Source organism: Actinoplanes couchii (assembly GCF_016862075.1).
GTDB lineage: Bacteria > Actinomycetota > Actinomycetes > Mycobacteriales > Micromonosporaceae > Actinoplanes > Actinoplanes couchii.
In genome coordinates, this window is record NZ_BOMG01000022.1 from 1 (window position 1) to 23,214 (window position 23,214).

General features: G+C 70.0%; 25 protein-coding genes. 18 read left to right on the forward strand and 7 right to left on the reverse strand.

Annotated elements, in window-relative coordinates; genetic code table 11:
* Positions 1-284: 284 nt before the first annotated feature.
* The 3 genes from Aco03nite_RS04995 to Aco03nite_RS05005 are packed head-to-tail and all read left to right on the forward strand — an operon-like array spanning position 285 to position 2,222.
* On the forward strand, positions 285-1,196 hold the full coding sequence (locus Aco03nite_RS04995) for an SPFH domain-containing protein (RefSeq protein ID WP_239144918.1): 912 nt from the start codon (positions 285-287) through the stop codon (positions 1,194-1,196).
* A gap of 5 nt (positions 1,197-1,201) precedes the next feature.
* Complete coding sequence (locus Aco03nite_RS52645; RefSeq protein WP_239144919.1) at positions 1,202-1,594, forward strand: type II toxin-antitoxin system antitoxin; 393 nt, start codon at positions 1,202-1,204, stop codon at positions 1,592-1,594.
* Between the two features lies 1 nt (position 1,595).
* Complete coding sequence (locus Aco03nite_RS05005; protein WP_203793458.1) at positions 1,596-2,222, forward strand: GOLPH3/VPS74 family protein; 627 nt, start codon at positions 1,596-1,598, stop codon at positions 2,220-2,222.
* A gap of 103 nt (positions 2,223-2,325) precedes the next feature.
* Here the strand turns inward: Aco03nite_RS05005 and nadE are convergent, their stop codons facing one another.
* Together nadE and Aco03nite_RS05015 are read right to left on the reverse strand one after the other, a co-directional pair.
* Complete coding sequence (gene nadE, locus Aco03nite_RS05010) at positions 2,326-3,150, reverse strand: NAD(+) synthase (RefSeq protein WP_203793466.1); 825 nt, start codon at positions 3,148-3,150, stop codon at positions 2,326-2,328.
* A gap of 36 nt (positions 3,151-3,186) precedes the next feature.
* Positions 3,187-3,879, reverse strand: coding sequence for a CPBP family intramembrane glutamic endopeptidase (locus Aco03nite_RS05015; RefSeq protein WP_203793467.1), 693 nt, complete (start codon positions 3,877-3,879; stop codon positions 3,187-3,189).
* A gap of 82 nt (positions 3,880-3,961) precedes the next feature.
* Between Aco03nite_RS05015 and Aco03nite_RS05020 the strand changes: the two genes are divergently transcribed.
* From Aco03nite_RS05020 to Aco03nite_RS05040, 5 genes are all read left to right on the forward strand, one after another.
* Complete coding sequence (locus Aco03nite_RS05020; RefSeq protein ID WP_203793469.1) at positions 3,962-4,570, forward strand: TetR/AcrR family transcriptional regulator; 609 nt, start codon at positions 3,962-3,964, stop codon at positions 4,568-4,570.
* A gap of 45 nt (positions 4,571-4,615) precedes the next feature.
* Positions 4,616-5,998 carry a serine hydrolase domain-containing protein gene (locus Aco03nite_RS05025; RefSeq protein ID WP_203793471.1) on the forward strand — a complete coding sequence of 461 codons (1,383 nt, stop codon included), beginning with the start codon at positions 4,616-4,618 and terminating at the stop codon, positions 5,996-5,998.
* On the forward strand, positions 5,995-7,203 hold the full coding sequence (locus Aco03nite_RS05030) for a sensor histidine kinase (protein ID WP_203793473.1): 1,209 nt from the start codon (positions 5,995-5,997) through the stop codon (positions 7,201-7,203). The genes Aco03nite_RS05025 and Aco03nite_RS05030 overlap by 4 nt, the downstream gene beginning before the upstream one ends.
* Before the next feature lie 229 nt (positions 7,204-7,432).
* A complete protein-coding gene (locus Aco03nite_RS05035; RefSeq protein WP_203793474.1) occupies positions 7,433-8,083 on the forward strand; it encodes a response regulator in 651 nt (216 codons plus the stop codon).
* 49 nt (positions 8,084-8,132) lie between these two features.
* Entirely contained in the window at positions 8,133-8,939 is an 807-nt protein-coding gene (locus tag Aco03nite_RS05040; RefSeq protein WP_203793476.1) for a hypothetical protein, read from the forward strand.
* A gap of 525 nt (positions 8,940-9,464) precedes the next feature.
* On the opposite strand, the gene Aco03nite_RS05045 is transcribed toward Aco03nite_RS05040, so the two are convergent.
* Positions 9,465-10,034, reverse strand: coding sequence for a TetR/AcrR family transcriptional regulator (locus Aco03nite_RS05045; protein WP_203793478.1), 570 nt, complete (start codon positions 10,032-10,034; stop codon positions 9,465-9,467).
* Positions 10,035-10,115: 81 nt separating this feature from the next.
* Between Aco03nite_RS05045 and Aco03nite_RS05050 the strand changes: the two genes are divergently transcribed.
* Together Aco03nite_RS05050 and Aco03nite_RS05055 are read left to right on the forward strand one after the other, a co-directional pair.
* A complete protein-coding gene (locus tag Aco03nite_RS05050) occupies positions 10,116-10,943 on the forward strand; it encodes a CE1 family esterase (RefSeq protein ID WP_203793480.1) in 828 nt (275 codons plus the stop codon).
* Between the two features lie 16 nt (positions 10,944-10,959).
* The gene (locus Aco03nite_RS05055) at positions 10,960-11,181 is read left to right on the forward strand and encodes a helix-turn-helix transcriptional regulator (protein WP_239144920.1); all 222 of its coding nucleotides are present in this window, start codon (positions 10,960-10,962) and stop codon (positions 11,179-11,181) included.
* A gap of 252 nt (positions 11,182-11,433) precedes the next feature.
* On the opposite strand, the gene Aco03nite_RS05060 is transcribed toward Aco03nite_RS05055, so the two are convergent.
* Complete coding sequence (locus tag Aco03nite_RS05060; protein ID WP_203793482.1) at positions 11,434-12,000, reverse strand: hypothetical protein; 567 nt, start codon at positions 11,998-12,000, stop codon at positions 11,434-11,436.
* 605 nt (positions 12,001-12,605) lie between these two features.
* A complete protein-coding gene (locus Aco03nite_RS05065) occupies positions 12,606-13,529 on the reverse strand; it encodes a cation diffusion facilitator family transporter (protein ID WP_203793484.1) in 924 nt (307 codons plus the stop codon).
* 219 nt (positions 13,530-13,748) lie between these two features.
* On the opposite strand from Aco03nite_RS05065, the gene Aco03nite_RS05070 reads away from it, so the two are divergent.
* Positions 13,749-15,245, forward strand: coding sequence for a nitronate monooxygenase (locus Aco03nite_RS05070; protein ID WP_239144921.1), 1,497 nt, complete (start codon positions 13,749-13,751; stop codon positions 15,243-15,245).
* On the opposite strand, the gene Aco03nite_RS05075 is transcribed toward Aco03nite_RS05070, so the two are convergent.
* Positions 15,197-15,847, reverse strand: coding sequence for a Tat pathway signal sequence domain protein (locus Aco03nite_RS05075; protein ID WP_203793486.1), 651 nt, complete (start codon positions 15,845-15,847; stop codon positions 15,197-15,199). The two genes, Aco03nite_RS05070 and Aco03nite_RS05075, sit on opposite strands and share 49 nt — an antisense overlap.
* A 164-nt stretch (positions 15,848-16,011) precedes the next feature.
* Between Aco03nite_RS05075 and Aco03nite_RS05080 the strand changes: the two genes are divergently transcribed.
* From Aco03nite_RS05080 to Aco03nite_RS05100, 5 genes are all read left to right on the forward strand, one after another.
* Positions 16,012-16,683, forward strand: coding sequence for a TetR/AcrR family transcriptional regulator (locus tag Aco03nite_RS05080; RefSeq protein WP_203793488.1), 672 nt, complete (start codon positions 16,012-16,014; stop codon positions 16,681-16,683).
* A gap of 119 nt (positions 16,684-16,802) precedes the next feature.
* Complete coding sequence (locus Aco03nite_RS05085; RefSeq protein WP_203793490.1) at positions 16,803-17,417, forward strand: DUF6230 family protein; 615 nt, start codon at positions 16,803-16,805, stop codon at positions 17,415-17,417.
* Positions 17,407-17,826 (forward strand): DUF6114 domain-containing protein, encoded by a 420-nt coding sequence (locus tag Aco03nite_RS05090; protein ID WP_203793497.1) that lies wholly within the window; start codon positions 17,407-17,409, stop codon positions 17,824-17,826. Before Aco03nite_RS05085 ends, Aco03nite_RS05090 begins: the two co-directional genes overlap by 11 nt.
* Before the next feature lie 171 nt (positions 17,827-17,997).
* Positions 17,998-18,372 (forward strand): hypothetical protein, encoded by a 375-nt coding sequence (locus Aco03nite_RS05095; RefSeq protein WP_203793499.1) that lies wholly within the window; start codon positions 17,998-18,000, stop codon positions 18,370-18,372.
* Positions 18,373-18,481: 109 nt separating this feature from the next.
* Positions 18,482-18,967 (forward strand): roadblock/LC7 domain-containing protein, encoded by a 486-nt coding sequence (locus Aco03nite_RS05100; RefSeq protein ID WP_203793506.1) that lies wholly within the window; start codon positions 18,482-18,484, stop codon positions 18,965-18,967.
* Between the two features lie 8 nt (positions 18,968-18,975).
* Here the strand turns inward: Aco03nite_RS05100 and Aco03nite_RS05105 are convergent, their stop codons facing one another.
* Positions 18,976-19,962, reverse strand: coding sequence for a phosphatidylinositol-specific phospholipase C (locus Aco03nite_RS05105; protein WP_203793508.1), 987 nt, complete (start codon positions 19,960-19,962; stop codon positions 18,976-18,978).
* 148 nt (positions 19,963-20,110) lie between these two features.
* Between Aco03nite_RS05105 and Aco03nite_RS05110 the strand changes: the two genes are divergently transcribed.
* Complete coding sequence (locus Aco03nite_RS05110; protein ID WP_203793515.1) at positions 20,111-22,378, forward strand: M4 family metallopeptidase; 2,268 nt, start codon at positions 20,111-20,113, stop codon at positions 22,376-22,378.
* 271 nt (positions 22,379-22,649) lie between these two features.
* Positions 22,650-22,955, forward strand: a complete 306-nt coding sequence (locus Aco03nite_RS05115; protein WP_203793517.1) for a hypothetical protein — start codon at positions 22,650-22,652, stop codon at positions 22,953-22,955.
* The last annotated feature ends 259 nt before the right edge of the window (positions 22,956-23,214 follow it).

Genomic DNA, 23,214 nt, shown 5'->3' on the forward strand with positions numbered 1-23,214 from the left:
CCCTTTGCCTCCGGCCGATCGGCAGCGGGCATCGCCCTTTGCCCCTGACCGGCCGGCTGGAACCGCCCTCGTCCTTGACTGGTCGACCCTGAATCGCCCCTTGCCTCTGACCGGCCTCGAACTGCCCTTCGCTCCTGGCCGGTCGAGCCTCAACCGCCCGTCCTGCCGACAAGGCTGGGCGGGCGGTTTCGCGTTGACCGTCCCGATCCCGTCGCTGGAACCGCTTGAAAAAAGTGATATCATATTGCTAGTCTTTAGCCATCGCCACTATGAGGGAGGCTCATATGACGGATTACCTTGACCTGCCTGCGCCGCAGGTGCGGGAGCGGATCGCCCGTGGGGCTTCGGGCTGGCCGGTGCTCGGTGGGGGTGTGGTGGCGCTGCTCGTCAGTTTCGGCGGCTTTGTCGTCGGGCTGCAGCAGACGGGGGACGCGAAGATCCTCGGGATCGTCGGGGTCAGTCTGCTGATCGGGCTGGCGGCTCTGGTGCTGCTGGCCGGGCTCACGCCTGTCGCGCCGGGTGAGGCCCGGGTGCTGCAGCTTCTCGGGCGTTACACCGGGACGGTCCGCACCGACGGCCTGCGCTGGGTGAACCCGCTGACCAACCGGCGCAAGGTCTCCACCCGGATCCGGAACCACGAGACCGACGTGCTGAAGGTCAACGACGCGGACGGCAACCCGATCGAGATCGCCTCGGTGGTGGTGTGGCAGGTGGAGGACACCGCGCGGGCCGTCTTCGAGGTCGACGACTTCATCGAGTTCGTCGCGATCCAGACCGAGACGGCGGTGCGGCACATCGCCAACAGTTACTCGTACGACTCGCACGACACCGACCGGATGTCGTTGCGGGACAACGCCGACGAGATCACCACCCAGCTCTCCGAGGAGATCGGGCTCCGGGTCGCCGCCGCCGGCGTGAAGATCGTCGAGTCGCGCCTGACCCGGCTGGCCTACGCGCCGGAGATCGCCCACGCCATGCTGCGCCGCCAGCAGGCCAACGCGATCGTCGCCGCCCGGACCAGGATCGTCGAGGGCGCGGTCGGCATGGTGGAGTTGGCGCTGGCCCGGCTCGCCGACAATCACATCGTGGAGCTGGACGAGGAGCGCAAGGCCGCGATGGTGAGCAACCTGCTGGTCGTCCTCTGTGGCGACCGGGACGCCCAGCCCGTGGTCAACGCGGGCACGCTCTACTCGTAGGCCTCATGGCTACCGAACGTAAGAAGCTACTGCTCCGGCTGGATCCCGCCGTGCACGACGCCCTCGCACGGTGGGCCGGGGACGAGCTGCGCAGCACGAACGCTCAGATCGAGTACCTGCTGCGAAAAACACTCGCCGACGCCGGCCGTCTCCCCGGCGGCGTCGGCCGGATGCGGGGCCCCGGCCGCCCACCCGCCGACCCCCACCCCGAAGCCACCGCCCCGCATCCCTCAGCCGCCCCGCATCCCTCAGCCGGACCACATCCGGCAGGCGGGCCGCATCCCTCAGCCGGGCCTCATGCGGATCCTGTCTCCGGGCCGCACCTCGATCCTGCCACCGAACAGCATTCCGAACCCGAAATCGACCCGCCTGAGACGGAACCACCCGAGGAGGAGTGACATGGCACTGCCCGGAAGCCTTACCCAGCGCGTCTATCTCCTGGCCCATGATCCGGACAAGGGCAAGGTCGGCATGTTCACCGAGGTCGGTGCGATGCTGCGGGCGGCGGCGCTGGCCGACCTCTACCTGAAGGGCCACCTCACCGACGAGCGGGGCCGGGCGGTGGTCCACGGCCGGCCCGCCGTCAGCGACCAGGTGCTGGCCGGACTGCTGGAGGAGATCGCCGCTGCGAAACCGCGCAAGTGGCAGCACTGGATCGGCAAGCGGCACCGCCCGACCGTCGCCTCGGTGCGCGGGCAGTTGGGCGACGGCGGCTGGGCGCGGCTGGAACCGTACAAAATCGTCGGTCTCTTCCCCGCGACGAAGGTGACCCCGCGTGACCCGCGCGTGCGCAAGGAACTGGTCGGCCGGGTCAAGGAGGCGCTGCGGGCCCCGGTCGGCCGGGTCGATCCGGCCGACGCGGCACTGGCGACGATCGCGGCCGAGGCGTCGCTGACCATCGTCCTGGACCGCAAGACCCGCCGCGCCAGCCGTCGCCGTCTTCTCGAACTCTCGGTGCTGACCGGCCCGATCGGCCCGGCCCTGCACAAGGCGATCCAGGCCGCCCACGCCGAGAGCGGCGGCTGAGACTCCCCAGCGAGATCCTGGCTGAGACTTCCCAGCGAGATCCCGGTTGAGGCTCACCAGGGAGGTCCTGGCTGAGGCTCACCAGGGAGGTCCTGGCTGAGGCTCAGTGCCACCAGGTGTCGAGCGGGGTGACCGGGACGGTGCGTTTGTGCCGGGTGGCCAGGAACGTGGACTCCAGTTTCGCGGCCACCTCCGGCGTCACCTCGGCACCCTCCAGGTAGTCGTCGATCTCCGAATACCGCAGGCCCAGCGCCTCCTCGTCGGGCAGGGCGGGCCGGTCGTCCTCCAGGTCGGCGGTCGGGATCTTCTCCCAGCTGCTGCGCGGGGCGCCCAATTCGCGGAGCAGGGCGGCGCCCTGTCGTTTGGTCAGCCCGGTCAGCGGCGTCACATCCACCCCGCCGTCGCCGAACTTGGTGAAGAACCCGGTCACCGCCTCGGCCGCGTGATCGGTGCCCACCACCAGCATGTTCAGCTGGCCGGCGACGGCGTACTGGGCGACCATCCGCTCACGGGCCTTGACGTTCCCCCGTACGAAATCCCGCAGTCGATCTGCCCCGACACCTGCCGCGACCTGGGCGGCGACCGCGTCCGCGCCGGGTTTGACGTCGACCGTGACCGAGCGGTCCGGCCGGATGAACGTGAGCGCGATCTGCGCGTCGTCCTCGTCGGCCTGCACCCCGTAGGGCAGCCGCACCGCCACGAAGGTCGACTCCGACCCCTCGGCGCGCAGCTCGTCGCAGGCCAGCTGGCACAGCCGCCCGGCCAGGGTGCTGTCCTGCCCGCCGCTGATCCCGAGCACGAACCCGGTGGCCGGTGTCGCCCGCAGGTACGACTTCAGGAAGTCGACGCGCCGCCGGATCTCCTTGACCGGATCGATGGACGACTGGACGCCGAGCTCGGCGATGATCTGTTCACGAAGGTTCCCCACCAGCTGACTCTATTCTTCTCGTGCCGGGCGGCGCGGTCAGCCCAGGACGACCGCGGCCACCAGGGTGCTGACGCCGTTGTTGACCACGTGGACCAGGACGCTCGGCCAGATCGAACCGGTCCTGCGGAACAGGATCGCGCTGAGCACACCGACCAGGAACGCGACCGGCAGGATCACGTTGATGCCGTGCGCCAGGGCGAAGATCGCCGCGCTGAGCAGGACACCGGCCCACCAGCCGTAACGGTTCAGCGCATTGGCGATGACCCCGCGGAACAGCAGCTCCTCGCCGAGCGGGGTGAGCAGGGCGCCGGTCAGCAGGGCGATCACCAGGGTGAGAGCGCCACCGGTGGCCGCGGCCTGGTAGCCACCCTGGGGGTTGTCGTGGCCGGCGATCAGTGTGTAGGTGCCGGCGACCAGGATGTTCGCCAGGTAGGCCAGCAGGCCGAACGCCGCTCCGATCAGCAGCCATTTCGGCTGCGTGCGGCGGAACCCGAAGGCGTCCAGCCGGCGGATCCGGATCGCGGCCGCGACGGCGAAGGCGCCGATGCCGGTCAACCCGGAGACGATGAACGCCGCGGTGCCGCTGAACGCGGTGCCGGCCGGGATCGAGGCGATCCAGAGGGCGCCGGGGATCAGGAGCACGACGTAGGCGATCACGCCGGTGAACAGCTCGGGGAGGCCGGGCCTGGTCCGCACGGTGCTCGGCGGAGCTGTCGCGAGGTCGGTCATGTCGTCTCCTTCGGTTGGTACGGCGTACCGGCACACTGTACTGGTACGCTGTGCCGCACACCGTACCGGTAGGATGGGAGCCATGTCGACTCGGGAGAAGATCGCGGAAGCGGCCCGCCGCCTGGCCATGACCGACGGCCTCGGCGCCTTGAGCGTGCGCGCCGTCGCCAGGGAGGCCGGCGTGGGCGCGACGACGCTGCGCCACTACTTCCCGGCCCAGATCGACCTCTACCACGCCGTCGCGACCTACCACGTCCAGTCCCTGGTCAGCGACCTGTCGATCACCGACGAGACCCTCGACCCACAGCAGCGGCTGTACGACTGCCTGGCCCAGTTCCTGCCACCGGCCGAGCATCCACGGGCGACTCTGGAGAGCTGGTTCGAGCTGCACCGGCTGGCCTTCGCCCCGGACGCGACCACGGCGATCCGCACCTCGGTGTCGAGCGCCCATCAGGTCTCCTGGGGGATCCTGCACCGCTGGCTGACGGTGCTCGCCGACCAGGGGCACCTGCCCGCCGGGCGGGTCGACGACCACGTCGGCACCGCGCTGGTGCTGATCAACGGGATCAACCTGACGATGCTGACCAATCCCGATCACTTCGATCTGGCCGCCGCCTCGTCCCGGCTGCGCTGGCTGACCCGGGCGATGGTCGGCGAGGGCACTACTACTTTCGTCGGGGGTGGCTCGTGACGATCGCCAGAGGTTTCCACCGCCGTCGATTCCTAGGTTCGAGTCGTGCGGAAAACACTTCTCGCGGTTCTCGCCCTGGCCCTGTTCGTTCCGGGGCCGGCGTGGGCCGCCACACCGACAACCGTCGACGACTATCTGAGGCAGGCGCGCGACGCGACCGATCTACCGGGGGTCTCCGCTGTGGTCACCCATGGTGAAGAGATCGTCAAGGCGACCGGTTCCGGTCACGAGTCCACCGGCGCCGCCGTCACCGCGGACACCCCGATGAGGGTGGCGTCATTGAGTAAATCGATGACCGCCGCGGCCGTGCTGACCCTGGTGGACGAGGGCCGGGTGGCGCTGGACCAGCCGGTCGTCACCTATCTGCCCGAGTTCCGGACCACCGACCCGCGGACCCCGAGGATCACCGTCCGGCACCTGCTGAACCAGACGTCCGGCCTGTCCGACCGGACCCTCGACATCCCGGCCACCCAGGAGGCCACCGACTTGGAGGGCTACCTGGCGGCGCTGCGTGACGGCGAGCTGGCCGCCGAGCCCGGCACCCACTGGGAGTACTGCAACGTCAACTTCGACGTCGCCGCCCGGCTGGTCGAGGTGGTCGACGGGCGAGACTTCGCGGAAGCGATCCGGCAGCGGGTGTTCGAGCCGCTGGGCATGCATGCCAGTGCGATCGGGGCGTCCGCGTCACCCGGCTACAACTCGGTCTTCGGCGCCTGGGTGTCCCGCTCCGAGCTGCGGGATCTCCGTGAGGGCGGCTCCGGCGGAGTGGTCACCACCGCCGCCGACATGGGCCGCTGGCTCATCAGCCAGACCGGCCGCGGCCCGCGGATCCTGTCGCCGGAGAGCCTCGCCACACTGCACCAGCCGTGGCCGGGCGGCGACTACGCGATGGGCTGGGGCGTCGAGGACCTGAACGGGCGCAAGGTGCTGATGCACAACGGCAACCTGTTCACGTACAGCGCGATCCAGGCCTTCGACCCGGCCACCGGTGACGGCTACGCGGTGATGACGAACAGTTCGGCGTTGTACGAGGACACCTACGACATCCTGGTCGGGCTGGACGCGATCACGCGCGGGAAACAGCCGGAGCCGGTCGGCGGCGGGCGTCAGTGGACCGACCTGGGACTCGCGGTGTTCACCCTGGTCGCCACCGGTCTCGGGGCGCTCGGAGTGATCAGATCCGGACGCTGGGCGCGGCGAGAGCGGCGGGCCCGATGGTGGCGGGCGAGTGGGCTGCTGCTGCCGGTGCTGGTTCTGGTGACGTACCCGCAATGGGTCTCGTTCCTGGCCAACGGCCGGACCGTGACCTGGGCGCAGCTCACCTATTTCACCGCACCGCTGACCATCGCCCTCGGTGTCGCCGCGGCGGCCGCGCTGGCGACCGCGGTGGCCCGGCTGATCCGGTGGCGGGCGGTCCGGGCGCTATGAGAAACGGTCTGCTGCTGCTCCTGATCGCCGTCGCCGGCACGGTCAACGGGCTGTTCCTGGATCGGATCCAGGAGTGGCGGTGGGCCCTGTTCGTTCTCCTTCCCCTGGTTGCCTACCTGCAAGGACGCCATCTTCCGGTACGGCGGGACGGGCTGCTGCTGGCCGCCGTCGCCGTGCCGCAGATCGTCTGGCTGCCGGCCGACTTCCCGATCGTCATCGGTGGGCTGCTGTCGCTCGGCATCTTCGTGACGTTGCCGTGGCTGGCCGGGCGGTTCCGCCGTCAGCAGGCCGAGCTGGTCCGGGCCGGCCGGGAGCGGGTCGAGCACCTGGAGCGGGAGCAGCGGTTCGTGGCCGAGAACGCCCGCCTGCTGGAACGGGCCCGGATCGCCGCCGACATGCACGACGTGCTCGGCCACGAGCTGGCCCTGATCTCGTTGCGGGCCGGTGCGCTGGAGCTGGCCCCGGACCTGACCGACCGTGACCGGGAGGCCGCCGCAGAGCTCCGCGAGTCTGCGGTGTCCGCTTCCGATCGCCTCCGCCACACCGTCACCGGCCTGCGTGTGATCCCGCCCAGCCGATCTGTCGCGGAGGCCGAGCCGGGCGGGCGCCTCGCCGAAGTCGGGGAGGACAGACTGCCAGAGGAGGCCGGGCCGGGTGGGCAGCCAGCGGAGGCCGGGTCGGGTGGGCAACTTGCGGAGGCCGGGCCGGGTGGGCAGCCCGCGGAGGCCGAAGAGGTCGCGGGAGTCGAGCGGTTCGAGCCAGCCGCGGAGGTCGGAGAGGTTGCGGGAGTCGAGCGGTTCGAGCCAGCCGCGGAGGTCGGAGAGGTTGCGGGAGTCGAGCGGTTCGAGGGAGTTGCGGAGGTCGAGCGGTTGGTGGGGCGTGCCCGGGATGCGGGGATGACCATTCGGCTGGACCCGGGCGGCGAACTGGGATCTGCTGCCGACGGGGTGTACCGGGTGGTTCGGGAGGCGCTGACCAACGCGGCGCGGCATGCGCCGGGGGCTGAGGTGGACGTTCGGTGGGAGCGGGTCGGCGACATGGTGACGGTGACCGTCCGGAACCCGGTGGTGGGCCCGATCCGGCGATCGGAATCGGGCACCGGCATCAACGGACTGCGTGATCATCTGGCCTCTGCCGGTGGCACACTGCACGCGGCGGAGGAGAAGGGCGTATTCACGGTGACGGCACGCCTGGAAGCGCAATGAAGCAGGTGGGAGCGCGATGGCCCTTGAACGGGAGCGCGATGGCCTCAAGGGGAGCGTGATGGAACGGGTGGGAACGCGATGACCTTGAGCGGAAACGTGATGGAACGGGTGGGAACGCGGTGGCCTCGCGGGGAAGCGCGATGATCTCGGGCCGAAGCGTGACCTCGGACGGGAGTGCGGCGATCTGCCGGGAGACGCTGGTCAGTGCCACGAGTCGTCGGGGGATCGGATGATTCGGGTGGTGCTTGCTGATGACGAGCCGGCCATCCGGGTCGGGGTCGCGGCCATTCTGACCACTGATCCGTTGATCGAAGTGGTCGGTGAGGCGGCCGACGGGCGGGAAGCTGTCGAACTCGTCCGGCGGCATCGGCCCGACATCGCGCTGCTCGACATTCGGATGCCGCGGTTCGACGGGCTGGCCGCTGCTGCCGAGTTGGCTGCCGTTGCGCCGGACGTCTCGGTGATCATTCTGACCACGTTCGATGAGGACGAATACGTCGCGTCGGCGCTGGCTGCGGGGGCCGCCGGGTTCCTGCTCAAAGCTGCCGATCCTCGTGAGCTGATCCTGGGTGTCCGGTCGGTTGCCGAGGGTGGTGCCTTTCTGTCGCCACGGATCGCTCAGCGGGTGATCACCGAACTGGGTGATGGGCTGGTTCGGTCGCGGTCGGCCCGGGAACGGCTGGCCTCGTTGACCAACCGGGAGCGGGACGTCCTCACGCTCGCCGGGCGGGGTCTGTCCAATCAGGAGATCGGGCGGGAGTTGTCGCTGGCCGAGGGCACGGTCAAGGCCCACGTCAGCGCGATTCTGCTCCGGCTGTCACTGAACAACCGGGTGCAGGCGGCGATCCTGGCCTACGAGGCGGGGCTGGTCGCCGGGTGAGGTCCGCATACTCTCTCCAGCAAGATCTTCGCGAGTCCGGGGGAGGACGATGTTCGTCCTGAAGCTGTTGCAGATCGTTCTGGCCGTGGTGGGCGCGTTCAGTTCGCTCATCTTTCTTTATGCGCTTTTCGACGCCTTTCAAGGGGACGACAGTGCGCCGGCCGCCGCGGGCTTCTTCGGGATCGTGGCGGCTGTCTCGATCGCGTTGACCGCGTTGTTCCACTGGCTGACCGGCAGGGCCGACGCGGCGAGCGCACGATCCGCGCGGAAGACGAGTGCTCGATCCGCGCGGGAAACGAGCGCCCGGCCGGTGCGCAAGACGAGCGGAGGACCGGCGCGGAAGGTGGAAGCGTCGGCTGGTTCCCCGTCCGGCTGGATGGGCCGGATTCCCCGGCCGAGATGGGGGCATCGGACCGCGGGCCTGGTTTCCGGGGTCGTCGCGGTGTCGACGATGGACGGGGCCGGCCTGCTCGGGGTGGTCACCGGACTCGGCGACGACGACGATGAACGATCGACCGACTGGCTGGCCGAGGAACTGCTGGCCGAGCGGCACATGCGAGCGCTCGGCTTCCCGGACGCCCGGCTGACCGAGCCCCGGCAGGGCGACCGTGCCGACATCGTCGCCGAGGCCGCCGTGGCCCGGGTGACGACACAGGCCGAACCGGTCGCCACTCCGATCGTGCGCCGGCTGCACGCCACCAGCCCGGAGCTGGCCGCGCACGTGCTCTACGCAACGGCGGGATTCACCCCCATCGGAACGGCCACCGCGGACAAGATCGGCGTCAGCCTGTTCCACATCACCCGTAACGGCACAGTCGAGCCGGCCAACGAAAGCGCCCGGCAGATGCTGGGATAACGAGGTTCGCGAGGTTCGCGAGGTTCGCGAGGTTCGCGAGGTTCGCGAGGTTCGCGAGGTTCGCGAGGTTCGCGAGGTTCCTTGGGTGGGCCAGGTCGTAGGCGCCGCCCAAGGGGCGGGATTCCCGGCTCCGGCGGTCGCCGCCGAGGTTAGCTGTCATGCCGCGGTTGCTGGTGCCGGTTTTGAGGCCCGTGAGGCCCGTGAGGCCCGTGAGGCCCGCGAGGCCCGCGAGGCCCGCGAAGCTCGCGAAGCTCGCGACGGCTGGGAAGTCGCGACGGCCGGGAAGGCCGGGAAGGCCGGGAAAACCGGGTAGGTAGCGAAGACCGGGAAGGCCGAGAACGCCGCGAAGGTCGCGACGGGTTGGAATATCGCGAAGGCAGGGAATGTCGCGACGGTCGCCAGGATGGTAGGGGCCGTCAAGGTCGCGAGCCCCGCAAGGTGCGCGAGCACCGCGAGCACCGCGCGGGTTGCGGGGCGCGAGAGCTGCGGGGCTTGTGAAGTTGTGGTGGCGGCTTGGGTGGCTGGTCAGGTGGGGAGTCGTAGGCCGGTCAGGACGATTTCCAGGTAGGTGCGGGTCAAGGTTGGGCGTTCGTCGGGGTGGGCGTGTACCGATGCTGCGAAGACGACGCCGCACATCAGGCGGATCACGTCCTCGCGGGTTACTCCGGGGCGGATGGTTTCGGCGGCGCTGGCCCGGGCCAGCAGGTCGCCGGTTGACGTGTGCAGGCGGGCCACCAGCTCCGTCGTCTCCGGGAGGGTGTGGGACGACGTTGCGAACACCGGCTGCACCGACGCGTCGGTGAGCTGGGCGTCGATGCCCGCCTTCAGGAAATCGGCGAACGCCTTCCAGGGATCGGTTTCGGTCAGGGCCGCGTCGGCGTCGGCGGCCAGGCGGGTCAACGCCGGCTGGGCGACCGTCTCCAGCAGTGCCTCGGGAACCGGGAAGTGCCGGTAGACGGTGGCCACCCCGATCGACGCGGCGCGTGCCACGTCGTTCAGTCGCAGCGGTACGCCGTCGTCCACAAAACGGCGTGCGGTGTCGACGATGTGCTGCCAGTTGCGGGCGGCGTCCTTGCGTTGCGGGTTCCCGGTCACGTGATCAGCGTAACCGGATAGCTGATCCGCATCGTGCTACGGTCAAACGGATAGCTGATCCGTTTAATCGAGGAGCACCGCATGGCGACCATCGACGTGGCCGGGCGTACCCGGACCTACACCCTCGTCACCCCGCCCGGCGGTGACTTCGGCCGGCTGCTGCTCGCGTTCCACGGCTCCACCCAGCGCGGCGAGGTGTTCCGGAAGTTCACCGGCAACGCCTTCGACGGCATCCCGGGCACCGCGGTCGCCTACCTCGACGGGTTCCGCGGCAACTGGAACGACGCCCGTAGAGGCAGTCGCTTCCCGGCGCGCGTGCACGAGATCGACGACGTGGCGTTCGTCGAAGCGGTGGTGAAACGGGTCGGCGAGGGCCGCGAGGTGTATGCCGCCGGCTATTCCAACGGCGGCGGCATGGTGATCCGGCTCCTGCACGAGCGCCCCGACCTGATCTCCGGCGCGACGATCATCGCCGCCCAGCAACCCGCTCCGGAGAATTTCCTGGTTCCGGGACTTCCGGTCGTACCCAAACCGGTCCTGATCTTTCATGGCACGAAGGACCGGATCGTGCCGTATCGCGGTGGGGAGATGGCGCGGTGGGCGCGGTACGCCTTTCGGGTGGGTGGCGGGATGCTGTCCACGCCGGACACCGCGGCCTATTTCGCCGGCCGTAACGGGATCACCACCGCGCCGGTCGAATCCGCGATGCCGCAGCATGCCGGCCCGTCGGTGACCCGGACCGATTACCGCGAGAACGGGCGCGCGCCGGTCACGTTCTACACGATTCACGGCGGCGGGCACACGGTTCCGGGCCCGAAAGCGTCACCCGCATTGATGGGCCGGACTGCCACGGACGTGTTAACCGTACCCGCAATGGTCGATTTCTTTGCTTTTGGGATATTGTCATAAAGCTATAGTCATGTGTATGGGTGGCAAGACTGTCTATTACTTCATGGGTGCGCACGAGATCAGGGTCCGGCTCGGCGGCATCAGCCGTCAGCGCGTCCACCAGCTCACCACTCGCGCCGATTTCCCGACCCCGATCGCCGATCTGATGCAGGGCAAGGTGTGGCTGGCGTCCGACGTGGAGAAATGGATCAAAACAAGACCGTCCCGCCGGCACGACGTGCAGGACGAGGCCCCTTGAAACCCGATTGCTGCGGTACGAGCGATCAAGGCACCGTGGCCGCGGGCATCCCAGGGCGAGGGGTCGTGGGGTAAGGGGTCGTGGGGTAAGGGGTCGCGGTGGCGGGCATCGCGGGGCAAGGAGTCGCGGCAGCGGGCATCGCTGGGCGAGGGGTCGCGGCGGCGGGCGTTGCGAGGTGTGGAGTCGCGGCGCGGTGGTGGTCGTTGCGGGCGGGCGGTCGCGGTTCAGCAGCGGATCACTGGGCCAGGTGGATCACGGGGCCGTGGCGGTCAGTGTGGTGCCGGCCGGGCCGGTTGCGGTGACCTGCGCGCCGGCGACGGGAGCGTCCGGTGACCAGATCGCGAAGACGTCGCCGTCGTGGTCTCCGGTCACCACCTGGCCGGTCGTCAGCCGGGCCTCGATCGTGGTCGCGCCGGCCGGGACGTGCCCGAGCAGCAGGTTCGCCCTCAGCATCGAGGCGGACGAGTCGAAGAGGCGCAACTGGTCGTCGGGGCCGTCGCTCATCCGGGTGCCGGCCGCCGCGTCGACCCCGGTGGGCCCGCTGCGGCAGACGTTGATCCAGTCGTCGACGTCCGACACGTACACCCGCAGTAGTTCGTCGCCCTTGGTCACCTCGAAACGCTGCGCGGGCAGGCCGCGGAACGTCGGGTTCAACTCGCCGTAGAGCTGGCGGCACTCGGCCACGATCGCCTCGGGTGTCGGCGGGGCGGGGTTGCTGTCCGGCCGGTTGAGCGCCAGCGCCGACAGCATGAGCAGCACGGCGCCCCCGGCCAGGGTGGTCGTGCGTGTCCGCGGGTCGGCCCCGAGCGAGATAGCCACGGCCGTACGCTACCCGCCCCTGATCACGATCAGCTATCCGCCGCCGTCCCGAGGCCACGCCGGCCGCCGGGAGGACCTTGGCGGCCGGGGAAGGCCGCGGTGGGGAGGGGCACGGTGGGAAGGGGCGGGGTGGGGACGGGTGGGGAGGGGCGCGACGAGGAAGGGCGAGGAAGGTTGCGGTGGGCCGGGGGAAAGTCGCGGCAGGGGAAGACCGTGGCGGGAAAGGCTGTGGCGGGAAAGGGCGTGGCAGGCGGGGTCGAGGTGCGCCGTCGTTCTGCCGGGCGGGAGCGGCCCCCGCGGCCTTTCGGGCGCCGCGACCCGGGTGGGGGTGCGGCGCCCGGCTTCGTCATGGTGAGGCTGAACGGGGACCGGAAAGGTGGTTGCCAGATCTCCGGTTCGGCGGTGCCGTCTGATCGACTGTTCACGTCGTGGTTCTACGGGGCGCGCGGGAACGCAGCCGGGAGCCTCGCCCGATCCTGACGATTTCCTGGCCGAATTCTGGATCAAGCGCCGATCGGAGCCCGGACCGAGCGCCGACCTGAGTTCGGACCGAGCGCCGACCGGAGTCCGGGTCGGGCGCTGATCAGAATCGGACCGGATGTCGGTCAGGTGTGGGTGGCGTGCTCGTGGCCGGCGTGCGCGGACGGCTCCAGCTGGAACGTCGAGTGCTCCACGTCGAAGTGGCCGGTCAGGCACTCCTGCAGCGCGTCCAGCAACTGCGGCGCGTGACCGTCGTGGAAACACGAGTCGTCCACCACCACGTGTGCGGTCAGCACCGGCAGGCCCGAGGTGACCGTGTGCACGTGCAGGTCGTGTACGGCGTGCACGTGGTCCAGCTCGGTGATGTGGGTGCGGATGGCGTCCAGGTCGACGTCGGCCGGGGCCGCCTCCAGCAGCACGTGTGCGGCCTCCCGCAGCAGCTTCACCGCCCGGGGCGCGATGATCAGGCCGATCAGGATCGAGACGATCGCGTCGGCCCGGGTGAAGCCGGTGATCGCGATGACCGCCGCCGCGGCCAGTACCCCCACCGAGGTGACCGTGTCGGTGGCCACCTCGAGGAACGCGCCGCGCATGTTCAGGCTGTCCGCGCGGGCCCGGTACAGCAGGGCGACCCCGGCCAGGTTGCCGACCAGGCCGATGACGCCGAAGACCGCCATGCCGCCGGGGGCCACCTCGGCCGGTTCGATCAGGCGGCGTACGCCCTCGATGAAGACGTAGACCCCCATGCCGGCCAGCACGAGGCCGTTGACGGCGGCGGCCAGGATCTCGGCGCGCGCCCAGCCGAAGGTGCGCGGGCCGGAGGCGGGCCGGGCCGCGAGCAGGGTGGCGCCCAGGGCCAGGGCGACACCGCCCGCGTCGGCGAGCACGTGCCCGGCGTCGGCCAGCAGCGCCAGGCTGCCGGTGAGGATCGCGCCCACGATCTCCACCAGGAAGATCACGATCGAGATCCCGAGGGCCGCGGTGAGGATGCCCCGATGCCGTCCGGTGGCGGTCACCGGCCCGTGGTCGTGCCCATGTCCGTGCCCCATGTTCCTGCCTCTCCGATCTCCGCCGCCGCCAGAACCATGCTCATATGCGCACAACACTATATGTCGTTCCGGTGCGACCGGGAGGGAGAGCCTGGTCACCCGTTCAGTTCAGCATTCGCCCCCGGATCCGGAAAGACGACGGCGGCCCGCGTCACGAGACGTTGCATGGTCTGTGACACCGGGACCTCCGGCCCTGGCGTGCGGGCCCATCGGATTCGGATGATCCGCGGGGAGACCGGCGAACGCCAGGAGGGCGACATGGACAGCACCCCGGAGATCATCCAGGGCGGGATGGGCGTCGGCGTGTCCAGCTGGCGGCTGGCGAACGCGGTGGCCCGGACCGGTCAGCTCGGCGTGGTGTCCGGGGTGGCCCTCGACGTGCTGCTGGCCCGGCGCCTGCAACAGGGCGATCCGGGCGGGCACGTGCGGCGGGCCCTCGCCGCGTTCCCGGCGCCGGAGGTGGCCCGGTCCGTCCGGGAGCGTTACCTGGTCGAGGGCGGGGTGCCCGACGGGCGCGCGTACCGCCCGGTGCCCCGGATGGGACTGCTGCCGCGCCGCCACGGGCAGGAGCTGATCGTGGTCGCCAACTTCGTCGAGGTGTTCCTGGCCGGAGAGGGGCACGACGGCCCGGTCGGGGTGAACTACCTGGAGAAGATCCAGCTGGCCACCCCGGCGGCGGTCTACGGCGCGATGCTCGCCGGGGTCGACTTCGTGCTGATGGGCGCGGGCCTGCCGACCGAGATCCCGGCCCTGCTGGACGCGCTGGCCGAGCACCGGCCGGGCCGGATCACGGTGGCCGTGCACGGCGCGCAGCCGGGGGAGGAGCACACGGTCGGCATCGACCCGGCCGACCTGCTGGGCGAGCTGCCCGGCCGGTTGCGGCGGCCGCGGCTGCTGGCCATCGTCTCGTCCGCGGCCCTCGCCGGCTACCTGGCCCGGGACGAGACCACCCGCCCGGACGGGTTCGTGCTGGAGACGTCGATCGCCGGTGGGCACAGCGCCCGGCCGCGCGGCAAGCTGGTCCTGGACGACGACGGGGAACCGGTCTACGGGCCGCGGGACGCCATCGACGTGGCGCGGGTGGCCGCGCTGGGGCTGCCGTTCTGGCTGGCCGGCGGGCAGGCCGGGCCGGAGCGGGTCGCGGCGGCGCGGGCGTCGGGGGCCGCCGGAGTGCAGGTCGGCACCGCGTTCGCGCTGTGCCAGGAGTCCGGGATCGAGCCGGAGCTGCGGCAGCGGCTGCTGGCCGGGGTGGCGGGCGACGATCTGGTGGTGCACAACGACGTGCGGGCGTCGCCGACCGGGTTCCCGTTCAAGCTGGCCGCGCTGGACGGCACTGCCGCCGACGAGCAGGTCTACGCCGCCCGGCCGCGGATGTGCGACCTCAGCTATCTGCGGACACCGTACCGGCGCCCGGACGGGGCGGTCGGCTACCGCTGCCCGGCCGAGCCGGTCGACGAGTACGTGCGCAAGGGCGGCGCGATCGAGGACACCGCCGGCAGCCGCTGCCTGTGCAACGGGCTGGTCGCGACGATCGGCGTGGGCCAGCGGCGGGCCGGTGACTACACCGAGCCGCCGCTGGTCACACTCGGTCAGGACATCGGCTTCCTGAAGAACCTGCCCGGAGACTTCAGTGCCGCCGACGTCGTCGACCTGCTTCTGGACGGACGTCAGTTCACGAAGACCGGGGAGCCCGAGGCGTCGGCGACCGGCGCGTAACGGGCGCTGAACGCCACCGACGAGGAGCAGAGCGCCGATCCACTGCTGCGGGTGAAGACCTGGCTCGCGAAGCTGATCGAGTTGTCGCTGTTGTCCGACGTACCGGAGATGCTGTTGCCGTTGGCCTGGAAGACGCAGGTCACGCTGCCGAGCAGGGTGCGCAGCACGAGGGTGGCCTGGATCGGGCCGGCGGTGGTGCCGGTGACGACCACGGTGCCGTCGCTGTTGATGGCGGTGGCGTAGGGCTGGTTGTTGATGGTGACGCTGTTGACGCCGAGCACCCCGATGATGCCGCTGACCGTGCAGCCGCTGAGGGTCAGGGTGGAGCCGGCGGCGGCGCTGCCGGGCGCGGCCGGGTTGTCCGAGACGACCGAGCTGATCGCCGACCCGGTGCAGGTCATGCCGCTGGTGGCGCTGGCGGCGAAGGTGGCGGTGGTGCCGGCGGCCAGCGACGACGAGATGGTCGAGCCGGCCGCGACCGCGGTGCCGGCGGCGCTGCCCGTGGTCAGCACGTTGGTGTCGTCGGCGAGCGCGGGGGACGCGGAGAGCAGGGTGGCCAGGGCCGCGGCGGTCATGGTGGCGGCGAGGCGGACTGAGCGCATGGGGGATGCCTTCCGGGAGTGGTGTCGTGCCGGTCGCCGGTCGTCGTCCGCAGTGGACCGGGGGGCGGCGGGGCCGATAATGGAGACCCGCCGCGAACACCATCGAGATCCGTCGAAGTTATAAACCCGGTTGTTCGGAAGTGTCAAGACATCGAGGGACAGCGATGATCCAGAGCGACGCGCCGCTTCCCGGCGCCCGGACCGGCCGTGACCCGGCCCGGGCGATCAAGCGCGGGCCACGCCGGATGCCGGCCGAGGAGGTGGCCGCCGTGCAGCGGGAACGCCTCTACGACGCGCTGGTGCACACGGTCGCCGAGAAGGGCTACGCCAACGCCACGGTGAGCGACATCTGCGCCGCCGCGGGCGTCACCCGGCCGGCCTTCTACGCGCTCTTCGCGGGCAAGGACGACGCGTTCCTGGCCACCTACCGGTACGGCACCGGGGTGCTGATGCGGCTGATGGAGAAGGCCTACGACGCCGCCCCCGGCTGGCGGGCCGGCGCCCGGGACGCGCTCGGCGTGCTGCTCGACGTGCTGGCGAGCGTGCCCGCGTTCGCGACCATGGCGATCGTCGAGATCGACGCGGTCGGCCCGCTCGGCCGGCAGGAGCGGGCCGAGCTGCTGGCCCGGTTCGCCCGGTTCTTCGACGAGGCGCCGGGGCAGCCGCTGCCGGCCGAGCTGGTGCACACGGTGGTGGGCGGCGTCTACTCGACGATCTACCGGTTCGCCGCTCAGGGGCGGGTGGTCGAGCTGCCCGCACAGCTGCCGGTGCTCGCCTACGTGATGATGGCGCCGTTCCAAACCCCCGGGGTTTTTCACTTTCCGGAGAAGGGTTGACCGCCGACATTACTGGGGCGTAACTTTCCCGAAATCATCGAGACCAGTCGATCGTATCGGCAGGGTGCGCATCCGCAGTGCGCCCCGGCCGGACCTGATTTCGTTCGGGGAGAGCCCGTATGTCGACCGCCATGGCCACACCCGTCGGCCACACCCGCTGGCGCCGCTTCGGCGTCATGATGGGCATCGTCTTCACCGTCGCCGCAGCCCTGGTCCTGCTGACCGCCAAGGGTGTGCTCGCGGTGTCGTTCCAGATCTCCGGCATGCCGTTCACCATCACCTCGCCGCGGCTGCACGGCCTCGGCTTCGAACAGTTCGCCGTCCTCGACGACCTGGCCCCCGGCAGCCCCAACGCCGGCGACGAGGGCGAGTCGCGGGTGGTGATCGTCTCGGCGATCAACACCGCCTCGCTGTACGGCCTCTGCCAGCAGATCAGCCTCGGCGGCACCAACCTGCTGATCCGGGCCGGCAGCGAGCAGACCCCGGTGACCGCCTCCCGGCTGGTGGTCGACTCGACCCTGATCCAGGGCGACGCCGAGTTCAACAAGATCGACATCGGTCAGGACGCCAGCACGCTGGACCGGGTGCCCGGCATCAGGGGTGGCATCGGGGTCTTCGGTCAGCAGGCCGAGGAGGTCACCATCCGTGACCTGCGGCAGGAGAACTACGCCACCACCGCCGCCACCTTCAAGCTGCCGAACCTGTGGATGGGGTTCGACGCGGATGGCTGCTGACACCCCGGCCCGCGCCCGCCGGTCCCGCCTCTCCTGGCGGGACTGGCGGCACTCCCGGCCGTTCTGGGGCGGCCTGCTGGTGGTGCTCGGCGGACTGGAGATGCTGCTGACCGTCTGGGCGCCGCTCCCGGTGGTGCTGAAGGTCGGGATGCAGAACTTCCTGGGCATTCTCATCCCTATTTTAATTGTCCTTTGTGGTCTTCTGCTGTGGTTCAATCCCACCCAGCGGACGTTCTATTCATTGGTGACCATCGTGCTTTCCCTGGGCTCGTGGCTCACCTCGAACATGGGTGGTTTCTTCATCGGTCTGCTGCTCGGCCTGATCGGTGGTTGCCTGGCCTTCGCCTGGAACGTCGCCGACCGGCAAGAAGTGTCCGATTCCTACCCGGCTGTGCCGGACCAGGACTGATGGCCGACCCGGAATTGACCGAACGGTGCCGTTCGAAACGATCTTAAGTTCGGGTTTCGCGTCTTAGGTTCCAGTTGGTCCGCCACGGCAACTTTCCTGTGTCAGTGTGGGCACTTCTAGGCAGTTGAATTGCGGCTGCCGTCGACCTGCGCAGGAAACGTGGAGGATTTCGTGGCGAACATCGAAACCGCTCTCAAAGAGGCGATGGCCCTCGAGGGCGCAGTCGGCGTCGCGCTCGTCGACTACACCAGCGGCCTCACCCTCGGCTACATGGGTGGCGACGGTGTCATGGACATGACCATGGCGGCGGCCGGTAACACCGATGTGGTCCGTGCCAAGATGCGCACCCTGGAGCTGCTCGGTCTCCAGGACGGTATCGAGGACATCCTGATCACCCTCGACTCCCAGTACCACCTGATCCGTCTGCTCCGTGGCCGCCGCAGCGGCGACGCGCTCTTCCTCTACCTCGCGCTGCACAAGAACCGCGCGAACCTGGGTCTGGCCCGTCACCAGCTGCGCAAGATCGAGAGTGACCTCGACGTTTGAAACGCCCCGGTCCCGCGCGGGCCGTTCGTGGGTCGTAGTGCCGTAGCGCCGACTGCTCTCGCTCTTCCCCCGGACGACTCCGGGGTGTCTCCACGGAAGGAACCTCTGTATGACGACGCCTGACGGCGCCCAACCGGCCTGGTTGACGCCTCGGCACGCCGCACCGGTGAGCGCGAGGGTCGCCCAGTCCGATCCGGTGCTGGACCCGCAGCGCTCGCTCCGGCAGGAGCTGGCCGGTCTGCGGCATCAGGTGGCCGGCGTCACCTCCTGCATCATCGCGGGTGTGGACGGTCTGCTCGTCCTGTTCGACTCGCGGTCCGACCACGAGCCGCACGATGTCGCGGCGATGGCGGCGGCCGCCCACGGCATCAGCCGGACCTGTGGCAGCGCGCTGAACCAGGGTGGCTTCCAGGAGGTCACCATCCGCAACCAGCAGGGGTGTCTCGCGGTCTACGGGATCGGCGACCTCTCCCTGCTGGCCGTGGTCGGCGACGGCACCGTCAACGTGGCCCGTCTGCACCTCGAGGCACGGCCGGTCCTCGGCCGCCTGGCCGTGCTCCTCGAGGGCGAACACCGCCGCCAGAACTACCGGTAGGTCTTCCGCTAGTTGTAAGAGACGATCTTGTTGATCAGCCCGCCACCGGGGAAGTCCATCATCACGACCCCGGTGCGGGCGTACGAGGTCGCGTTCAGCCGGCCGAGCAGGTAGGGGTTGACCCCCTGCTCCCACAGGGCCCCGCCGGCCACCCAGTAGGGCGGGGCCAGGGCCCCCGAGCCGCTGGTGAAGTTCACGTAGATCTTCGTGGCGTCACCGCTGTTCGTGGTGTTCAGGAAGTTGTTCACGGCGTCCCGCTTGGCGCCGATCGCGGCGAACGTCGGCACGCTGTACGCGTCCTGCACGTAGGTGGACGAGCCGTCGTTCCAGCCGGCGAACTGGGCCAGCCCGTAACTGTCGAACCGTCCGCCGCGAGGGCCGTTGAGCACCGCGAGGACGACCTTGCCGCGGACCGTGCCGAGGGTGGGCACGGCCGCCGCCGAGTTCCGGGTCACCGACGGCGCCCAGAAGAGACCGGGCCGGGCCGCGACGTACGCGTCGAAGATGTCCGTGAAGCTCTTCTGCCCCGTCGCGTCGGCGCAGGAGCCGGTCTCGCCGGTGCACTCCTGCTTGAAGCGCAGCAGAACCGTCTCGCCGGGGTGCGCGCCCAGGAACGACGCCAGCCGGTTCAGCACGTCGTCGAAGTTCGCCTGCTGGTACACCGCCCCGTGGTGGATGGTGAAGGTGTTCCCCTCGTTGACCCGGGCCCGCACGTCGATCGCCCGGATGCCGGCGTCCAGCTGCGCGGTGAGCGTGGCGGCGCTGTTGCCGTAGTTCTCCTGGGTCTGCGTGTAGTCACCGCCGTGGATGGAGAGGGTCTCGTGGGTGCCCGGGATCGACAGCGCGCCGAGACTGCGCCCGGAATCCAGCCCGGCCATCCAGTTCGGATTGCTCGCGGTGGCCAGCGTCCGGTAGGAGGAGTCGGCGGCGAGGGCCGGCTGGGGGACCAGGAGCAGCGCGGCGGTGAGGCCGGCGGCGGCGAGGGCACGCATCATGGGGCGGCAATATATCGTTTTATTTACATAAACGGAAGCCGTCACGCCTGAGATATGACTGTGAAGATATAGATGCTCTTCTCTCTTTCCCGCTGATAATCGATTCACACGTTGCCATACGTGGATTCCTGGTTCGGGGAGGAACCGAGTGAAGAAACCCCTAGCGCTGGCCGGTATCACCGTGCTGGTCGGCACCACGCTCGTGGCCACCGCCGCGAGCAGCTCCGCCGCGCCGACGCCCTCAGTCGCGCCGCCGTCGGAGGCCCAGGCGGTCAGCCGGGCCGACGGCCACCTGAAGACCCGCCCCGCCGACTTCGAGGCCGCGCCCGGCGAGTCGTACACCGCGTACCGCACCAAGGTCGACGCCGACGGCGGCGCCCACGTGCGCTACACCCGTGCATACCAGGGCCTGCGGGTCTACGGCGGCGACTTCGTCGTGCACACCGCCCCGGGCAACGTCTACGACGGCGCCTCGGTCGGCCTCAGCGCCCCGCTGAGCCTCAGCGTCACCCCGAAGGTCAGCTCCGCGACCGCCGCCAAGGCCGCGAAGGAAGCCTTCGAGGGGCAGATCACCGGCTCCGAGACCCCCGAGCTGTTCATCGACGCCAGCACCGGCCCCGGCACGCTCGCCTGGGAGACCGTCGTCAAGGGCTGGGCCCCGGACAAGCAGACCCCCTCGGTCCTGCACGTCATCAGCGACGCGCAGACCGGCGCCTACATCGGCGAGTTCGACGACATCGAGACCGTCGCCGGCACCGGCGCCAGCCTCTACTCCGGCTCCGTCGCGGTCGACACCACGCTCTCCGGGTCCACGTACAGCATGATCGACCCGTCGCACGGCAACGGCCGCACCTGCGACATGAACAACGGCACCAGCACCTGCACCACGTTCACCGACGCCGACAACGCCTGGGGCACCGGCGCCACCTCGAACCGTCAGTCGGCCGCCGTCGACGCCCACTTCGGCGCGGCGAAGACGTTCGACTACTTCAAGAACGTGCACGGCCGCAACGGCATCTTCGGCACCGGCGCGGGCGTCCCGTCCCGGGTCCACTACGGCAGCGCGTACGTCAACGCGTTCTGGGACGGCGCCCAGATGACCTACGGCGACGGCGCGAGCAACGCCCGCCCGCTGGTCGCCCTGGACGTGGCCGGTCACGAGATGTCGCACGGCGTCACCGAGAACGTGGTATCCGGCGGCCTGACCTACTCCGGCGAGTCCGGCGGTCTCAACGAGGCCACCAGCGACATCTTCGGCACCATGGTCGAGTTCTACGCCAACACCACGGCCGACCCGGGTGACTACCAGATCGGCGAGAAGATCAACATCAACGGCAACAACACGCCGTTGCGCTACATGTACAACCCGACTCTGGACGGCGCGTCGCACGGCTGCTGGGCCTCCAACACCAACAGCGTGGACGTGCACTACTCGTCCGGCCCGGGCAACCACTTCTTCTTCAACCTCGCCGAGGGCACCGGCGCCACCTCGTTCGGCACCTCGCCGGTCTGTGGCTCGGCCCCCGCGGTGACCGGCATCGGCCGCACCAAGGCCGCCGCCATCTGGTACCGGGCCCTGGACGTGTACTTCACCTCCAACACCCGCTACTACCTCGCCTCGAACCTGGCGAACACGGCCCGCGCCTACACCCTGCGCGCCGCCACCGACCTGTACGGCTCCTGCTCGACCGAGTACAAGGCCGTCCAGGCCGCCTGGACCGCGGTCAACGTGGCCGGCAGCGACACCGCCTGCTCCACCGGCAACGACTTCTCGCTGACCAGCAGCCCCGCCGCCGCGTCGGTCAACCCGGGCTCGTCGGCCACCGCCACCATCGCCACCGCCGTCACCAGCGGTAGCGCCCAGACGGTGGCTCTCACCGCCTCGGGCCTGCCGTCCGGCGTCACCGCCAGCTTCAGCCCGTCGTCGGTCACCGCCGGCGCCAGCTCCACGCTGACCCTGGCCACCACCACGGCCGCCGCCGCCGGAACCTACGCGATCACCATCACCGGCACCGGCACCGCCGCCACCAGGACCGCCACGTTCAGCCTGACCGTCAACGGCGCCGGCGGCAGCTGCTCCGGCACCAACGCCACCGACGTGACGATCTCCGACAACGCCACGGTCAACTCGCCGATCACCATCAGCGGTTGCTCCCGCGCCGCCTCGGCGACCAGCACGGTGGAGATCCACATCGTCCACACGTACATCGGTGACCTGGTCGTCTCCCTGGTCGCCCCGGACGGCAGCGTCTACCAGCTGCGCAGCCGCACCGGTGGCAGCACCGACAACATCGACACCACCTACACGGTCAACCTCTCCTCGGAGACCGCCCCGAACGGCACCTGGAACCTGCGGGTCCAGGACGCCGCCTCGTCCGACACCGGCTACATCAACAGCTGGACCCTGACCCTCTAAGGGCAGACCACGCGGTGGGGGCGGCCGGCACTTCGGTGCGGGCCGCCCCTTTTTCCTTTCTGGTACGAGTAGCCCGCCCCGAGCCCGCGACGGCGAACCCTGGCGGCCCCGCGAGAGGGCCGTCCCCTCCCGGCATCCCCGCGACCGCCGGGCCGATGCGGCCCGTCGCGCCCGCGGGACCGTCGTCCGGCGATCCCGATCACGGCGGGAAGGTGTCCGTTTCCGGCCGGGGGCGGCATACGATGGGCAGACCCCGGGGTGAGGAGGCCCGATGCCCGCCGCTAGCAGAGCCGTCGTCGTGCTGATCGTCGGTGGGATCGTGGCCGTCGGGGGATTGGTCATCTACTACGACCCGGGCAGTCCCGCGGTCTCCTGCCAGGGCCAGGCGATGCCCCGCGGCAGCACCTGCCGGGTGATGACCTCGGACAGCCAGGAGTCCCGCACCTACGACCAGCAGGCCGAGGCCCAGCGCTCCCAGCGCGCCGAGAACGGCTTGACCGCCGGCGTCGTCGGTTCACTGATGTTCCTCGCCGCCGCCGGCTACCTGCTCATCAACCCGGGCGCCAACCGCGACTAGCACCACAGCCGACCGCGCATAGAGCCGAAGACGACCGCGGCCGGCTCCAGAGACGTCCGGCGATGGACGGAAGCCGAAAGACCTTGCGCGTGCTTCGTACCCTGCCGGGGGTGTCCTCCTGGTTTCGCAGACGCGATCACAACATATTCACGAACGCCGGCTCGCTACTGGTCTGTGGCCTGTTGGCGGGTGTCGTGGTGGCGGCTGCCGCCTTCCCCGCCGCGGCCATGACCGGACTGATGGCCAAGGCGGGCGGTGA

What these genes read in the sequence shown, in the direction of transcription:
- Aco03nite_RS05035 (WP_203793474.1), top strand. Translation starts at nt 7,433, where the DNA reads ATGATTCGGGTGGTGCTTGCTGATGACGAGCCGGCCATCCGGGTCGGG.
- Aco03nite_RS05080 (WP_203793488.1), top strand. Translation starts at nt 16,012, where the DNA reads ATGATCCAGAGCGACGCGCCGCTTCCCGGCGCCCGGACCGGCCGTGAC.
- Aco03nite_RS05090 (WP_203793497.1), top strand. Translation starts at nt 17,407, where the DNA reads ATGGCTGCTGACACCCCGGCCCGCGCCCGCCGGTCCCGCCTCTCCTGG.
- Aco03nite_RS05015 (WP_203793467.1), bottom strand. Translation starts at nt 3,879, where the DNA reads ATGACCGACCTCGCGACAGCTCCGCCGAGCACCGTGCGGACCAGGCCC.
- Aco03nite_RS05065 (WP_203793484.1), bottom strand. Translation starts at nt 13,529, where the DNA reads ATGGGGCACGGACATGGGCACGACCACGGGCCGGTGACCGCCACCGGA.
- Aco03nite_RS52645 (WP_239144919.1), top strand. Translation starts at nt 1,202, where the DNA reads ATGGCTACCGAACGTAAGAAGCTACTGCTCCGGCTGGATCCCGCCGTG.
- Aco03nite_RS05020 (WP_203793469.1), top strand. Translation starts at nt 3,962, where the DNA reads ATGTCGACTCGGGAGAAGATCGCGGAAGCGGCCCGCCGCCTGGCCATG.
- Aco03nite_RS05070 (WP_239144921.1), top strand. Translation starts at nt 13,749, where the DNA reads ATGATCCGCGGGGAGACCGGCGAACGCCAGGAGGGCGACATGGACAGC.
- Aco03nite_RS05075 (WP_203793486.1), bottom strand. Translation starts at nt 15,847, where the DNA reads ATGCGCTCAGTCCGCCTCGCCGCCACCATGACCGCCGCGGCCCTGGCC.
- Aco03nite_RS05085 (WP_203793490.1), top strand. Translation starts at nt 16,803, where the DNA reads ATGTCGACCGCCATGGCCACACCCGTCGGCCACACCCGCTGGCGCCGC.
- Aco03nite_RS05100 (WP_203793506.1), top strand. Translation starts at nt 18,482, where the DNA reads ATGACGACGCCTGACGGCGCCCAACCGGCCTGGTTGACGCCTCGGCAC.
- Aco03nite_RS05030 (WP_203793473.1), top strand. Translation starts at nt 5,995, where the DNA reads ATGAGAAACGGTCTGCTGCTGCTCCTGATCGCCGTCGCCGGCACGGTC.
- Aco03nite_RS05005 (WP_203793458.1), top strand. Translation starts at nt 1,596, where the DNA reads ATGGCACTGCCCGGAAGCCTTACCCAGCGCGTCTATCTCCTGGCCCAT.
- Aco03nite_RS04995 (WP_239144918.1), top strand. Translation starts at nt 285, where the DNA reads ATGACGGATTACCTTGACCTGCCTGCGCCGCAGGTGCGGGAGCGGATC.
- Aco03nite_RS05040 (WP_203793476.1), top strand. Translation starts at nt 8,133, where the DNA reads ATGTTCGTCCTGAAGCTGTTGCAGATCGTTCTGGCCGTGGTGGGCGCG.
- Aco03nite_RS05055 (WP_239144920.1), top strand. Translation starts at nt 10,960, where the DNA reads ATGGGTGGCAAGACTGTCTATTACTTCATGGGTGCGCACGAGATCAGG.
- Aco03nite_RS05115 (WP_203793517.1), top strand. Translation starts at nt 22,650, where the DNA reads ATGCCCGCCGCTAGCAGAGCCGTCGTCGTGCTGATCGTCGGTGGGATC.
- Aco03nite_RS05105 (WP_203793508.1), bottom strand. Translation starts at nt 19,962, where the DNA reads ATGATGCGTGCCCTCGCCGCCGCCGGCCTCACCGCCGCGCTGCTCCTG.
- Aco03nite_RS05050 (WP_203793480.1), top strand. Translation starts at nt 10,116, where the DNA reads ATGGCGACCATCGACGTGGCCGGGCGTACCCGGACCTACACCCTCGTC.